Consider the following 13,647-nt stretch of genomic DNA (forward strand, 5'->3'; position numbering starts at 1 on the left):
GCAGCCTAGTCGCCTGCCTGCCCCGGCCGGGTCGGCGCCCCTGCACGGCCGCCGCCACGGCGCCGGCGGCCCCGCTCCCCCGGTCGTACGGCCGAAGGCGCGCGGCAACACGGCGCCGCCCGTGACGGCAACTCTTTAGGGTGAGTGGCGCCAGGGCCCTATACCGGATCGGACCGCACTTCCGGGCGGGAATACCGTGCTCTTGGGGGCAAGCCCCACCGTTCGGCGGTAGGAAGGGGCTGCGCGTTTTCGCCGCCGCCCGGGGCCTGATCCACACGGCAGGTCCCACGCGTCGCACGCGCCGCACATATCCGTACAGAGGGAGTTTCACGGGTGAGTCAGCCGGAGATGCAGCCCGAGGGGCCGCCCGGGGAGGAAGGCGGACGGGGCCGCGGGCCGCGGCGCACCTGGGAGCGGGCGGCAGCGCTGATTCCCGGCCGTGGCCGGGGCCCGGAGCCCGAAGACCTCACCGGCCGCGCCTTCCCGCTCGGCGACTGGGGTGAGCCGGCCGACCGTCTGGACGCGCTCTACCAGTGGACGGAGGAGGGCGCGCTGCGCGCCGCCGACTGGTACCTGCACGACCGGCTGGGCAAGCGCCGCGGCGCGCGGGCGCTGCGCACCGGTGCCGCCGCCGGGGTGTCGGCGGGCGCGGCGCTGCCGCTGCTCGACCTGGCCGGGGCGTGGCACGGCGCGGCCCCCTGGGGCTATCTGCTGCTGCTGATAGCCGCGGTCTGCGTCGGCTGCGACCGCTATTTCGGGGTGACGGCCGGCTGGATGCGGGACATGGCGACCGCGCAGGCGATCCACCGCAGGCTGGAGGCGTTGCAGTTCGACTGGGCGTCGGAGAGCGTCCGCGAGGTGCTCGGTCCGGCGGACGGCACGGCGAGCGAGGCGGCGGAGCGCTGTCTGGGGGTGCTGCGCAGGTTCCACGAGGACATCGCCGACCTCGTACGGTCCGAGACCGCCGACTGGATGGCGGAGTTCAGGGCCGGGCCCGCGCCGCAGCTGCCGCGGTCCGGGGCGGCGCAGCGGACGGAGGGCCAGGGGCAGTCAGGACGTTTCACACTGCCGCCGGGTGCGCGGCCGAACATGCCGCGGCAGCGGCCTCCGGAGCCCCCGCGCTGAGGTGGCCGTCCGGGGCCGCCGCCGTACGGCTCAGCTGAAGACGATCATGGAGCCTTGGCCCAGGCTCCGGGTGGCGGCGGCGTGCAGGCCGAGCCAGACGTGCCGCTCCCGGGCGAACGGGCCGTCGTCCACGGGTGCGGCGCCCGACCGCTCCTCCAGGGTGGTGGGGCCGGCCGGCGGGTCGGGCGGGGCCGGGGGATTGGCCGGATCGATGCCCAGGGATGGCGCGACCAGTTCGAGTTCGCGCAGCAGTCCCTGCGAGGATCCCAACGGGCCGCCGCCTTCGAGGAGTTCGTCGTCGGTGAGCGGGTGCGGGAAGTCCACCGGGACGTACGCGCCCGCGTGGTCGTAGTGCCACACCAGGTGGGACTGCTGGGCGGTGGACTCGAACATCTCCAGCAACTGCTCGTAGTCGCCGCCCAGTTCGTCGACCGGTGTGACCTCCAGGCCGCACAGGCGCAGGAGGTAGGCGCGGCGCAGGAAGTGCAGCGCGTCGTAGTCGAAGCCGGCGACCGGGGCGACGTCACCGGAGAGGCCCGGCATGTAGCTGAAGACCGGGACCGGCGGCAGTCCTGCCTCCGTCAGGGCCTTGTCGTAGGAGGCGATCTCTTCGGAGAAGGGGTTGTCGGGGCTGTGGCACAGCACGTCGACGAGAGGTACCAGCCACAGGTCACATGCCACGAGTGAGTGCTCGCTTCCGGTCGGGGCCACTGGCTCGGGCGGCGCAGATGCAGAGGGGACGGGGGTGCGGGGGCGGCGGTCGCGGGCGGGGCCCGGCTGCCGCCCTGACGGCCGGGTCGGGACAGCGTAGTGCTAGCCGCGCTCCCCGACGAGGGTGAGGGAGTGCTCGTTGTACTCGGTGACCAGCCGTTGGGCCGCGGCCAGATCGTGCCGTACGACGGCGTCGGCCAGCGCGCGGTGCTCGTGCCAGAGGTGGCCGCGCAGGTCGTCCTCACCGCGCAGCAGGGGCACCGCGAACATCCAGGTCTGTACCCGGACCCGGTCCAGGAAGTCGCTGATGTACGGGTTGCCGACGAGGCTGCCGAGTTCCCGCCAGAACCGCAGGTCGTAGCCGATGAGGACGTCGAGGTCGCCGGAGCACGCGGCCCGTTCGGCGGCTTCGGCCCGGCGCCTGATCGAGACCAGCACCTCGGCGGACGCGCGGCGCAGGGCGCGTTCGGCGGTGCTGCGGAAGATGCCTTCGACGACCAGGGTGCGGGCCTCGACCATGGCGCGGTAGTCGTCGGCGGTGAAGGCGCACACCCGGAAGCCGCGGTGCTGTTCGATGTCGAGCAGGCCCTGGGCGCACAGGTCGAGCAGCGCCTCACGGACCGGTGTCGCGGAGACGCCGTACTGTTCGGCGATCTCCTTGACGGTGAACTGGTGGCCGCACGGCAGGCGTCCGGCCAGCACTTCGTCGCGCAGCGCGTCGGCGATCTGCTGGCGCAGGGTGCTGCGCCGTATGACTGTGCTGGCTCCGGCGGCGGCCATCGCGTCGGTCCCCTTCGACGACAACGGGCCGCACGGGTGGCAGGCGGCCCCCGCACACGATAGGCGAGGGCCGCCTCCGGTCAGGCCGTGGTGTGCGCGTCGGCCGTCGTCAGGGCCTCGTCGAGGACGGCGAGGCCCTCCTTGGCCTCGGCCGCGGTGACCGTGCAGGCCGGGACGACGTGCGTCCGGTTCATGTTGACGAACGGCCACAGGCCGCCGCGCTTGCAGGCCGCGGCGAACTCGGCCATCGGGGTGTTGGCGGCGCCCGACGCGTTGTACGGCACCAGCGGCTCGCGGGTCTCCTTGTCCTTGACCAGTTCCAGGGCCCAGAAGGCGCCCAGGCCGCGGACCTCGCCGACGGACGGGTGCCGCCCGGCGATCTCGCGGAGGGCGGGGCCGATGACCGTCTCGCCGATCTCCGCGGCGTTCTCCACGATCCGCTCATCGGCCATCGCGTTGATCGTGGCGACGGCGGATGCGCAGGCCAGCGGGTGCCCTGAGTAGGTGAGGCCGCCGGGGTAGGGGCGGGTCTCGAAGGTGGCGGCGATCTCGGCGCTGATCGCGACGCCGCCGAGCGGTACGTAGCCGGAGTTGACGCCCTTGGCGAAGGTCAGCAGGTCGGGGGTGACGCCGAAGTGGTCGGCGGCGAACCAGTGGCCGGTGCGGCCGAAGCCCGCCATCACCTCGTCGAGGATGAAGACGATGCCGTGCCGGTCGCAGATCTCGCGGACGCCGGCGAGGTAGCCGGGCGGCGGGACCATGATGCCCGCGGTGCCGGGGATGGTCTCCAGGATGATCGCGGCGACGGTCTGCGGGCCCTCGAAGGCGAGGGTCTGTTCGAGGTGGGCGAGGGCGCGCTCGCACTCCTGCGCCTCGCTCTCGGCGTGGAAGGGCGAGCGGTAGAGGAACGGGCCCCAGAAGTGCACGACACCGGCGGACGCGGTGTCGGAAGGCCAGCGGCGCGGGTCGCCGGTGAGGTTGATCGCGGCGGCGGTGGCGCCGTGGTACGAGCGGTAGGCGGAGAGCACCTTGGGGCGGCCGGTGTGCAGCCGGGCCATCCGGACGGCGTTCTCCACGGCTTCGGCGCCGCCGTTGGTGAAGAAGATCTTGTCGAGGTCACCCGGGGTGCGCTCGGCGATCAGCCGGGCGGCCTCGGAGCGTACGTCGACGGCGAAGCCGGGGGCGATGGTGCACAGCTTCGCGGCCTGCTCCTGGATGGCGGCGACGACCTTGGGGTGCTGGTGGCCGATGTTGGTGTTGACCAGCTGGGAGGAGAAGTCGAGGTAGCGGTTGCCGTCGTAATCCCAGAAGTACGAGCCTTCGGCGCCGGCGACCGCGAGCGGGTCGATGAGGCCCTGCGCGGACCAGGAGTGGAAGACGTGCGCGCGGTCGGCGGCCTTCACAGCCCGCCCGTCGCCCACCACCGCCCTTCCCGGGAGGCGCTGTGCGCCGCTGCTCTTATCGGCGGCGGGGTCGGCGGCGGGGTCGGCGGCGGAGGCGGGAGGCGTCATGGTCACGGTCGGTACCTCGGATCGGTCGCTCGGCTCCGCCGGGACAGGGACGGCGGACGCCTGCAGCCTACGGATCGGGGACCGCCGGCCGGTACCGACAGTGTGTACGGCAGTCTCCGCGCGCGCCGACAGAATGTCGGTGTTGTGCCGATGCCGTACGCCGTCAGTCGTCGTGGTCGGGGGCCGGCTCCGCCCGGAGGCGGCCGTCGGCGCAGCGGACCTGGTACGGGCGGTCGTCCGGGCCGTCGTCGTCGAGCGGCTCGAACTCGATGGCGGCGGTGGCGGCCGGTCCGCGCAGCACGTCGTCGTCCACGTGGTAGCCGGCCGTGGGGCTCCAGGCCGTCAGGTAGACCCGGCCGCCGGTGCGGCACTCGGCGGTGATGCTGCCGCCGGTGACGCGTACGGTCCCGGCGGCGGACGGCGGGGCGGACGAGGCGGGCGGGTTCGGCGGGGTGGATGCGACGGCCGGGTCGGGTGGCCGGTGCGGTTCGGCGGCGGCGGAGCGGGCCGCGGCGAGTTTCTGGCGTACGGCTGACTCGTCCAGCGGGGCCGCGCGCAGCTGCGCCGTGCCGCTGTCGGTGCGGGCCAGGGACCAGGCGCCGAACCCGCTGGCCGTGGCCACCGCGCACACCCAGACCGCCGTGGTCGCCGCTCCGCGCCATGCCATCGCCGCCGCCTCTCTCGCTTGTGCACCAGCCTCCCGCACCGTTCCCTAACGCCCGGTTAAGGCCGGTTCAAAGCCCGGCGGCCGGCCTTCCCGCGCCGTACGGGGTGTCTACGGTGGTTGCATGCCCCATCTTCTTGTCGTCGAGGACGACCCTCAGCTGCGCGGTGCGCTGGTGCGTGCCCTGCGCGACCGCGGCCATGCCGTCGCCACCGCCGCGACCGGGATGTCAGGACTCGACGCGGCCGTGACCGACCGTCCTGACCTCGTCGTACTCGACCTGGGGCTGCCGGACGTGGACGGCGCGCAGGTGCTGCGGATGCTGCGCGCCGTCAGCGAGGTGCCGGTGATCGTCGCCACCGCGCGGGACGAGGAGCCCGACATGGTCGCGGTGCTGGGCGACGGCGCCGACGACTACATCGTCAAGCCGTTCGGGGCGGCTCAGCTCGATGCCCGGATCAAGGCGGTGCTGCGCCGGCTGGGGGCCGCCGAGCCTGAGCCCGCCCTCCGGGTCGGCGATCTGGCCCTGGACACCGCGTCGCGCGAGGTGACGCTCGCGGGCCGGGCGCTGGATCTCACCCCGCGCGAGTTCGACCTGCTCGCCTACCTCGGCCGCCGCGCCGGGCAGGTGGTCTCCCGGCGCGAGCTGCTCGCTGAGGTGTGGCAGCAGCCGCTCGGCGGCGCCGACAAGACGGTGGACGTCCATCTCTCGTGGCTGCGCAGGAAGTTGGGCGAGACGGCACAGCGGCCCCGCTACCTGCACACGGTCCGTACGGTCGGCGTGAAGCTGTCGGCGCCGGAGGCCGCCGGGGACACCGGGGACACCGGGGACGCCGGGGACGCCGGGGCCGCGCCGCGCACCGGAACCGCCGGAGAGGCGTAGCCGTGCGCCGCAGCATCCTCCTCGTCACGGCGGCCACCACCGCGCTCGTACTGGCCGCGCTCCTCGTCCCGCTGTCCCTCCTGGCCCGCAGCCACGCCGCGGACCGGGCGACCGCCGACGCGACATCCCGCGCCCATTCGCTGGCCACCGGCCTCGGCCAGGCGCTCGCCGAGGGCTCCGGATCGCGCTCCCCCGCCCCTGCCGCCCGCCGCGCCGCGGCGACCCTGGTCACCTCGGCGAACGGCCCCGGCCTCCCGCTCACTTCGGTCATCCTCGGGGACGGCTCCGTACTCGGCTCCCCCGCGCCTGTTACCGACGCGGTACGGCTGGCGCGCTACGGGCGGGCCTTCACCTACGAGCCGTCCGGGGGCGGGCGCACCGTCCTGGTTCCCGTCCAGGGGGTGGCGGGCGGCACCGCGGTCGTCCATGTGGCGCTTTCCGACGAGCAGTTGTACGCCGGCACGCTGGCCTCCTCGCTGGCGTTCGCGGGGATCGGGGCCGGTCTGATGCTGCTGGGCCTGCTGTTCGCCGACCGGCTCGGCGCCCGCCTCGTGCGCTCCACGCGCCGGCTCGCCGCGGTCGCCGACCGGCTGGCCGGCGGCGATCTGACCGCCCGCGCCGAGCCGTCGGGGCCGCCCGAACTCCGCCTGGTCGCACGCCAGCTGAACCATCTCGCCGAGCGCATACACGGCTTTCTGACCGCCGAACGCGAGAACGCGGCGGACCTGGCGCACCGCCTCCGCACCCCCGTCGCCGCGCTGCGCCTGGATGCCGAGGGGCTGCGCGATCCGGCGGAGGCGGAACGGATCGCGGCGGACGTGGCGGCGCTGGAGCGCAGTGTCGACGACGTGATCAGGACGGCCCGCAAACCGCTGCGGGAGGACGGTTCGGGTCTGCCGCGGGCCGATCTGGCCGCCGTCACCCGGGCCCGCGCTGACTTCTGGCTGCCGCTGGCCGAGGACCAGGGCCGGACCCTGGAATGCGCCGCTCCGGCGCCGGGCGACGGTCCGGTGCTCGTACGGGCCGACGAGGCCGAACTGGCCGCTGCGGTCGACGCGTTGATCGGCAACGTCTTCGACCACACGCCGGAAGGCGCCGGCATGCGCCTGACGGTGGCACGGGCCGCCGACCGGGTGTCCGGCGGCGGCCTGCTCACCGTCGATGACGACGGGCCGGGGTTCCCCGATGGCCATGTGCCCGCCCGGGGCCGCAGCGGCGGCGGGTCCACGGGCCTCGGCCTGGACATCGTCCGCCGCGCGGCCCGGGAGTCCGGCGGCGCGGTGGAGTTCGGCGGCGCGGCGGGCGGCGGCGCCCGCATCACGGCGTCCTTCGGCGGCGTGGCGGCCCGCGGGCCGGTGGAGACCGCGGCGGCCCCGGCCTGAGCGCGCCGGGACCGCCGCGGCGGGCGCCTCGGGCGGGCGCCCGCTTCCGTCAGGCGGCCGAGGGGAAAGCCGTCCGTACCGCGCGCTGCCAGTGGTTGGCCGTCAGGTCGGGGCGCAGGGCGGACAGCGCCCCGCAGTACTTGGTGAATTCGGCGGCCCGTATGCCGTAGCCGTGCAGCAGCCGGTCGGCCTCGGTCAGATGGCCGGTGGTCTTGGTCTCGACGAGTACCAGGCCGCCGTCGGCCCGTACGGTGTCGCCGGTCGTCAGGTCGCGGCCGATGAGGTCCGCGTCGCAGGTGATGCGCTGGCCGTCGGCGACGAAGGTGGTCCGCTGGTAGTCGGTGGCGATGGAGCGGCCCAGGTCCACGGGGGCCTCGATGCCGTAGGAGCGGTCGAGCACGGCGGAGAGGAAGTCGCGCGGGCCGTGGCCGAGGGCGGCGTCGCCGGGCAGCAGCGGCCTGCGGTGCTTGACCGTTTCGCCGCGGCGGCCCTTGAGCTTGATCTCGAACTGCCGCTCCCCGGTGTCCTCGTAGAGCCGCTCGCGGATCTTGAAGCGGAGTCTGCGGCGCTGCCGGTGGTCGTGGAAGGAGCGCAGGTCGGGGGTGTCGTAGTAGACGGAGTGGTAGCGGAACCAGCGGCGGCCGTTGATGCACAGCGCGGCGAACGGGCCGCCCGGCCGCTTCCGGTCGGTGAGCGCGGCGGCGAACTCGGCGAACACGTCGACCGGAACCAGGTAGCTGTTGTCGAAGCGGGCGAGCAGTTCGGCGCGGGCCTGGACGTCGGCGAGCGGCACGGGGCGCGCGGCCATGGCGGCGCGGGCGATGGCGCGTACGGCGGGATTCACACGGTCTCCTGAGCGGTCGGGTGGGGGCGGGCGATCGTGCGGGACCGGGCAGCGCCCGGCGCGGCGGCCGGTGCGGTGCCGGCGGCCGGTGCAGTGGTCGTCGGGGAACCGGTGTCGGAGTCGGTGGCGGGTCCTGGCAGGGAACGGGTCGCCGAAGCGCTGGTCTGCGTTCTACGTTCTGCCCGCCCGGAAAGTTCCGGTGCCCGGAAACGCACGTCGAGAACCATCAAGTCCCGGACATAGTCCACTTCCTGGACGGTCCACTGCAGCGGTTCGCCGAGCCGCCGCGCAAGGTCGGCGCGGATCCCGGCCTCGTCGCGGTGCACCATGTCCAGCGTGATGAGCGTGCGGCGGGTGCCGGACAGCAGCCGGGGGTGGTCGGCGACGTGGATGACGAGCAGCAGCAGCGCGGCCAGCGTCCCGGCCACGGCGAGCGGCAGGTGCGGCAGCGCGCACAGCAGGCCGAGCACCAGGGTCGTGAAGTAGTAGGCGACCTCCTCGTGCTGGACGGAGTCCGAGCGCAGCCGGATGATCGACAGGACCCCGAAGAGCCCGAAGCCGAGCGCGGTGCCGCCGCCCGTCCCGACCTGGGACAGCGCCGCGACCACCGAGAACAGCGCCACGTTCAGCGCCAGGTAGGCCGGCACCAGGTCCCGGCGATGGTGCCGTGGGTAGTACACGGCGAAGGTCAGCACGCTCACCGCGGCCAGATCCATCGCCAGCCGCGCCGCCAGCTCCCCGTACGTCAAGGCATCCCACCACTTTCCGCTTCGTCCGCGTCGTCCGCGGCTCCGGCTCCTCCGGCCGTCGCTCCCGGACCGTTCTCCGGTACGCCAGGAACGTTAGGAACCGCCGGGTTAACCCCGCCCCCTTCCCGGGTTAAGGAGCGACCGGGGCAGCCAGGGCGGGCCGCTCCGGTCACTCCGCGTGCCTCCGAGGACGCCCGTCCTCCGGTCCTCCAGGTACCCGGCCGGGGAATCCCCCGGTCAGGAGGGTGGCGGGCCGACACCCCCGCTCCCGCCCGATCGTTCTCCCCTCGTAACGATCCGTCGGCCGTTGTGCGATCCGACGGCGCCTACGCTCGGAGGACGGCGGGAGCCGGCCCGAACGGCGGGACGGCCGGCGGTCCGGCAGCGGGCGGCAGCATCGGGAACGGACACGGGAGGGCGCGCGGATGGAGGGCCTGCGCGGGCTGATGGACGGCGATCCGCAGTGGATCGGGGACTACCGGCTGCTGAGCCGTCTCGGGACCGGCGGGATGGGCCGGGTCTACCTCGCGCGTTCGGAGGGCGGCAGGACCGTCGCCGTGAAACTCGTCAAGACCGAGCTGGCGGCCGAGGAGGAGTTCCGGGACCGCTTCCGGGCCGAGGTCGCCGCCGCGCGCCGGGTCGGCGGCCACTGGACCGCTCCGGTGCTTGACGCCGACACCGAGGCCGAGATCCCCTGGGTCGCCACCGGCTACATCGCAGGTCCCGCCCTCAGCGAGGTGGTCGGCGGCGGCTACGGCCGGACGGGCCTGTACGGCCCGCTGCCTGAGCACTCCCTGCGGCACCTCGCGTACGGACTGTCCTGCGCGCTGGTCGACATCCACGGCGTCGGTCTGGTGCACCGCGACCTCAAGCCGTCCAATGTGCTGCTGACCATCGACGGGCCCCGGGTGATCGACTTCGGGATCGCGCGGGCGCTGGACGCGGTCGGCGAGCAGACGCAGACCACGTTCGGCACGGTCGTCGGCTCCCCCAGCTTCATGTCGCCCGAGCAGGTCCAGGGGCTCCGGGTCGGCCCGGCGAGCGATGTGTTCTGTCTGGGGTCTGTGCTGGCGTACGCGGCCACCGGGCGGACGCCGTTCGGCAGCGTCGCCTCCGGCGTGCACGCGGTGATGTTCAAGATCGCCCAGGAGGATCCGGACCTGACGACGGCGCCTGACGGGCCGGTGCGTGACCTCATCCACGCCTGCCTGGCCAAGGATCCCGAGGCCAGGCCCACAACCCGGGAGCTGCTGTCCCGGCTCGGCCCGGTGGGCGACGGCGGTGCGGCGGGTGGCGCCAAGTCCCCGTGGCTGCCCGCCGAACTGATCGCGTACCTGGGCCGGCACGCCGTACGGCTGCTCGACACGGACACCCCGCCGGGCGGCCATCCTCCCTGGCGCACCGCTCGCCCCGTGGAGCGCGGCCCCGGGCACACGGCCCCCGCCCCTGCCCCGGCGCCCCCGGTGTGGCCGACGGCAGGGGAGCCGTTCGGGCCCGCTGCGGCGGCTTCCGACGGCCCGCCGCCCCCGCACGCCACGGCCGCGGCGCCGTACGACCCGGCCACCGCAGCAGTCCCGTACGAGCGTCCCTTCCCGGCCGACGTGCGCCCGGCCGGCGGCGCGCCAAGACGCCGTCGCCGCATGGTCGTCCTCGGCGCCGCCGCGGTCGTGGTGGCCGCCGCCGCGCTCGCCGTCCCACTGCTGAGCGGCAGCGGCGCGGACGGCGACGACTCGTCGGACATCTCCGGCCGTTACGTCGGCATCTGGACGGGCGACGTGCTGCGGGACGGTACCCCCACCGGCCAGCAGCGCCGGTTCGTGATCTCGCACGGCAAGGTCGGCGAGGTGGTCGCGAACAGCACCAGCCTGGGCCGGACGTACGAGTGCCGCAGCGACGCCAAGCTGGTGTCGGTGACGGACGAGGACGGCCGGGAGCGGCTGCGCCTCGACACGAAGGTGGTCAAGTCCGTACCGGTGGGCCGCTGTGCCGCGCTCGGTGAGCACACCCTGCGCCCCGGCCCCCGCGGCACCCTGGAATGGGCGGCGGCCGGCCGCACCGCGACGCTGCACCGCTCCGAGCGGGCGGCGGAGATCGTCCCGGACGGCTATCTCGGCACCTGGCAGCGGCAGAACGACGACGGTGTGCGGAGCCAGCGGCTGACGATCAAGCGGGCGCCGGTGGGCAGCAGCGTCGTCACGCTCGTCACCGAGGGGGACGGGCAGGGCCGCTGCACCGCGCACGCCGACCTGTACTCGGCCGAGGGAAAGCTGACGGTCGGGCCGACGGTCGTCGACCGGCCCGCTCCGGACTGCCGCCCGAGCCGCACGTCCGTGCTCCGCCTCAACGGCGACGGCAGCCTGCGCCGCGAGTTCCCGGGCCGGGATCCGAGCCCGCGGACGTACTCCCGGACGGGCTGAGGCGCGCGGCGGGCCGCGCGATGTTCCACGTGAAACATGACCCGGCCGGCGGACACGAGATCCGCCGGCCGGGTCACCTGCTGTCTCCGGGGAGCAGGCCCCGGAGCGTCACGTCAGGAGAGGAACGAGTTGATCTCGATCGTCTCGTCACGGCCGGGGCCGACGCCGATCGCGGAGATCGGCGCGCCCGACATCTCTTCCAGCGCCTTGACGTACGCCTGGGCGTTCTTCGGCAGGTCGGAGAAGGACTTCGCCTTGGTGATGTCCTCGGACCAGCCCGGCAGCATCTCGTAGACCGGCTTCGCGTGGTGGAAGTCGCTCTGGCTGTAGGGCAGTTCCTCGACGCGCTTGCCGTCGATCTCGTAGGCCACGCAGACCGGGATCTGCTCCCAGCCGGTGAGCACGTCGAGCTTGGTGAGGAAGAAGTCGGTCAGGCCGTTGACGCGGGTCGCGTAGCGGGCGATGACCGCGTCGAACCAGCCGCAGCGCCGGTCACGGCCGGTGGTGACACCGCGCTCGCCGCCGATGGTGCGCAGCGCCTCGCCGTCCTTGTCGAACAGCTCGGTCGGGAACGGGCCCGCGCCGACCCGGGTGGTGTACGCCTTGAGGATGCCGATGACGCGGTTGATCTTCGTCGGTCCGACACCGGCACCGGTGCAGGCGCCGCCCGCGGTCGGGTTCGACGAGGTGACGAAGGGGTACGTGCCGTGGTCGACATCCAGGAGCGTGCCCTGGCCGCCCTCGAAGAGGACGACCTTGCCGTCGTCGATGGCGTTGTTCAGCAGCAGCGTGGTGTCGGCGACGAAGCCCTTGAGCTGGTCGGCGTAGCTGAGCATCTCCTCGACAACCTGCTCCGCGACGATCGCACGGTGGTTGTAGAGCTTGGCCAGCACCTGGTTCTTGAAGTCGAGGGCCGCCTCGACCTTCTGGTGCAGAATCGACTCGTCGAAGAGGTCCTGCACGCGGATGCCGGTGCGGTTGATCTTGTCGGCGTAGGTCGGGCCGATGCCGCGGCCGGTGGTGCCGATCTTGCGCTTTCCGAGGAAGCGCTCGGTCACCTTGTCGACGGTGATGTTGTACGGCGTGATCAGGTGAGCGTTACCGCTGATCAGCAGCTTGGACGTGTCGACGCCGCGCTCGTTGAGTCCGCTCAGCTCGGAGAGCAGGACCGCAGGGTCGACGACGACGCCGTTGCCGATGACCGGGGTGCACCCCGGCGAGAGGATTCCGGAAGGGAGAAGGTGCAGCGCGTACTTCTGGTCGCCTACGACAACCGTGTGGCCGGCGTTGTTGCCGCCCTGGTAGCGCACCACATAGTCAACGGACCCACCGAGCAGATCGGTGGCCTTTCCCTTGCCCTCATCACCCCACTGAGCACCGAGCAGCACAAGTGCGGGCACAGGCGTACACCCCTTCCGGGCGGGGCATGTCCAACGTGCGTGGATGGCGTGAGCATGCGGTCGCACGCGTACGTCATCACTGCAGCCGTCGAACCGGTGCCCCGGAATAGACGAAGCCCCTGGCGCAATAGCGCAAGGGGCTCTTGCACCGAGATGCTACCTGAGGAAGGACCGAGGTGTCGGCGCAGCCTTCTGGGCACTCTTCATCGGACCCCGTCCGGGGGAACCCCCTGCTCGTGGTCATCGACCCCGCCGCTCGCAGCGCGGACGGCGAGTCCGTACGCATCGCGAAGGACGTCCTGTGCGCGGCCACGGAGGCGAAAATCTGCCTTCCCGGCGGCCCGGATGAGTTCGCCCGCGCGCTCTCCCGGCGCGGCCAGCGGCGCCCGGTGGTCGTCGGCGACGACCTCGCGCTGCTGCGTGCCGTGCGGCTGCTGCACAGGGAACGCGAGCTGGCGCACGTCGCCGTGTCGGCGATCCCGGTCGGCGCCCCGGAGGCCGTCGCGCTGAGCCACGCGCTGGGCGTACCGGCCGGCACGGTGGCCGCGGCGCGCGCGGTGCTGGACGGCGACGCGCGCACGCTCGACCTGCTCACGGACGACAGCGACGGCATTGTGCTGGGCGGTCTGCACCTGCCCTGCGGGGTCGGCGAGCCCGGCCGCGCACACGGGGCGCAGGCGCCGGGGGCGGCCCGTCAGCCGGCCGCAGGGGACGGCTCCGCGCCGGACGGCGACGGGCACCATCCGTGGTGGGAGCCGGCCGCGCGCACCGCCCGTACGGCCCTGTCCCTGCTGGCGGTGCCGACCGGGGGTCTGGGGGTCAGGCGTGCCCGCGTTCCGGCGCAGCGGCTGCGGATCGAGGCGGACGGCGTGGTACTCGCCGACCTGGACCGGCCGGTGCGCCGGGTCTCCGTGGTGCCGGGCGGGCGGGGTGCCGACGGCGCGGCGGACGGGCCGCGGCCCGCGGGCGGGTCCGCCGACGGGCTGGCCGAGGTCGTGGTGCACTGGCCCGGCTCCGACCGGCCGGTGCGCGCCCGCGCGCAGGCGGTGACGGTGTCGGGCCCCGACTTCCGCTACTTCGCGGACGCGCTGGCGGGCGGGCCGGTCAGGACCCGCACCTGGACGGTCCAGCCGGGGGCGTGGCGGTTGACCCTGCCCCGGCAGTGACCGGCGGGGCGCGGC

12 protein-coding genes are annotated in these 13,647 nt (G+C 73.8%); 5 read left to right on the forward strand and 7 right to left on the reverse strand.

Annotated elements, in window-relative coordinates; all coding sequences use genetic code 11:
* Positions 1-333: 333 nt before the first annotated feature.
* On the forward strand, positions 334-1,125 hold the full coding sequence (locus ACGFNI_RS15405) for an SLATT domain-containing protein (RefSeq protein ID WP_393684013.1): 792 nt from the start codon (positions 334-336) through the stop codon (positions 1,123-1,125).
* A 30-nt stretch (positions 1,126-1,155) separates the two neighbouring features.
* Here ACGFNI_RS15405 and ACGFNI_RS15410 read toward each other — a convergent pair whose 3' ends face one another.
* The 4 genes from ACGFNI_RS15410 to ACGFNI_RS15425 all read right to left on the reverse strand — a co-directional run bounded on the left by ACGFNI_RS15410 (position 1,156) and on the right by ACGFNI_RS15425 (position 4,794).
* Positions 1,156-1,806, reverse strand: a complete 651-nt coding sequence (locus ACGFNI_RS15410; RefSeq protein ID WP_393684015.1) for a hypothetical protein — start codon at positions 1,804-1,806, stop codon at positions 1,156-1,158.
* A gap of 132 nt (positions 1,807-1,938) precedes the next feature.
* Entirely contained in the window at positions 1,939-2,616 is a 678-nt protein-coding gene (locus ACGFNI_RS15415; RefSeq protein ID WP_393684017.1) for a GntR family transcriptional regulator, read from the reverse strand.
* An 80-nt stretch (positions 2,617-2,696) separates the two neighbouring features.
* Complete coding sequence (locus tag ACGFNI_RS15420) at positions 2,697-4,127, reverse strand: aspartate aminotransferase family protein (protein ID WP_393684632.1); 1,431 nt, start codon at positions 4,125-4,127, stop codon at positions 2,697-2,699.
* A 163-nt stretch (positions 4,128-4,290) separates the two neighbouring features.
* Positions 4,291-4,794, reverse strand: coding sequence for a hypothetical protein (locus ACGFNI_RS15425; RefSeq protein ID WP_393684019.1), 504 nt, complete (start codon positions 4,792-4,794; stop codon positions 4,291-4,293).
* A gap of 121 nt (positions 4,795-4,915) precedes the next feature.
* On the opposite strand from ACGFNI_RS15425, the gene ACGFNI_RS15430 reads away from it, so the two are divergent.
* Positions 4,916-5,674 (forward strand): response regulator transcription factor, encoded by a 759-nt coding sequence (locus tag ACGFNI_RS15430; protein ID WP_393684021.1) that lies wholly within the window; start codon positions 4,916-4,918, stop codon positions 5,672-5,674.
* 2 nt (positions 5,675-5,676) lie between these two features.
* Positions 5,677-7,056 carry a sensor histidine kinase gene (locus tag ACGFNI_RS15435; RefSeq protein ID WP_393684023.1) on the forward strand — a complete coding sequence of 460 codons (1,380 nt, stop codon included), beginning with the start codon at positions 5,677-5,679 and terminating at the stop codon, positions 7,054-7,056.
* A gap of 49 nt (positions 7,057-7,105) precedes the next feature.
* Here the strand turns inward: ACGFNI_RS15435 and ACGFNI_RS15440 are convergent, their stop codons facing one another.
* The gene (locus ACGFNI_RS15440) at positions 7,106-7,900 is read right to left on the reverse strand and encodes a polyphosphate polymerase domain-containing protein (protein ID WP_393684025.1); all 795 of its coding nucleotides are present in this window, start codon (positions 7,898-7,900) and stop codon (positions 7,106-7,108) included.
* Positions 7,897-8,649, reverse strand: coding sequence for a DUF4956 domain-containing protein (locus tag ACGFNI_RS15445; RefSeq protein ID WP_393684027.1), 753 nt, complete (start codon positions 8,647-8,649; stop codon positions 7,897-7,899). Before ACGFNI_RS15445 ends, ACGFNI_RS15440 begins: the two co-directional genes overlap by 4 nt.
* A 425-nt stretch (positions 8,650-9,074) precedes the next feature.
* Here ACGFNI_RS15445 and ACGFNI_RS15450 point away from each other — a divergent pair, with 425 nt between their 5' ends.
* Positions 9,075-11,066 carry a serine/threonine-protein kinase gene (locus ACGFNI_RS15450; protein ID WP_393684029.1) on the forward strand — a complete coding sequence of 664 codons (1,992 nt, stop codon included), beginning with the start codon at positions 9,075-9,077 and terminating at the stop codon, positions 11,064-11,066.
* Between the two features lie 113 nt (positions 11,067-11,179).
* Here the strand turns inward: ACGFNI_RS15450 and ACGFNI_RS15455 are convergent, their stop codons facing one another.
* The gene (locus ACGFNI_RS15455) at positions 11,180-12,466 is read right to left on the reverse strand and encodes an adenylosuccinate synthase (protein WP_227047088.1); all 1,287 of its coding nucleotides are present in this window, start codon (positions 12,464-12,466) and stop codon (positions 11,180-11,182) included.
* A gap of 236 nt (positions 12,467-12,702) precedes the next feature.
* Between ACGFNI_RS15455 and ACGFNI_RS15460 the strand changes: the two genes are divergently transcribed.
* Positions 12,703-13,632 (forward strand): hypothetical protein, encoded by a 930-nt coding sequence (locus tag ACGFNI_RS15460; protein ID WP_393684031.1) that lies wholly within the window; start codon positions 12,703-12,705, stop codon positions 13,630-13,632.
* Positions 13,633-13,647 lie beyond the last annotated feature (15 nt).

Source organism: Streptomyces sp. NPDC048644 (assembly GCF_043199105.1).
GTDB lineage: Bacteria > Actinomycetota > Actinomycetes > Streptomycetales > Streptomycetaceae > Streptomyces.

Coding starts and splice junctions, on each gene's coding strand:
- ACGFNI_RS15425 (WP_393684019.1), bottom strand. CDS start 4,794: ATGGCATGGCGCGGAGCGGCGACCACGGCGGTCTGGGTGTGCGCGGTG.
- ACGFNI_RS15415 (WP_393684017.1), bottom strand. CDS start 2,616: ATGGCCGCCGCCGGAGCCAGCACAGTCATACGGCGCAGCACCCTGCGC.
- ACGFNI_RS15450 (WP_393684029.1), top strand. CDS start 9,075: ATGGAGGGCCTGCGCGGGCTGATGGACGGCGATCCGCAGTGGATCGGG.
- ACGFNI_RS15420 (WP_393684632.1), bottom strand. CDS start 4,127: ATGACGCCTCCCGCCTCCGCCGCCGACCCCGCCGCCGACCCCGCCGCC.
- ACGFNI_RS15430 (WP_393684021.1), top strand. CDS start 4,916: ATGCCCCATCTTCTTGTCGTCGAGGACGACCCTCAGCTGCGCGGTGCG.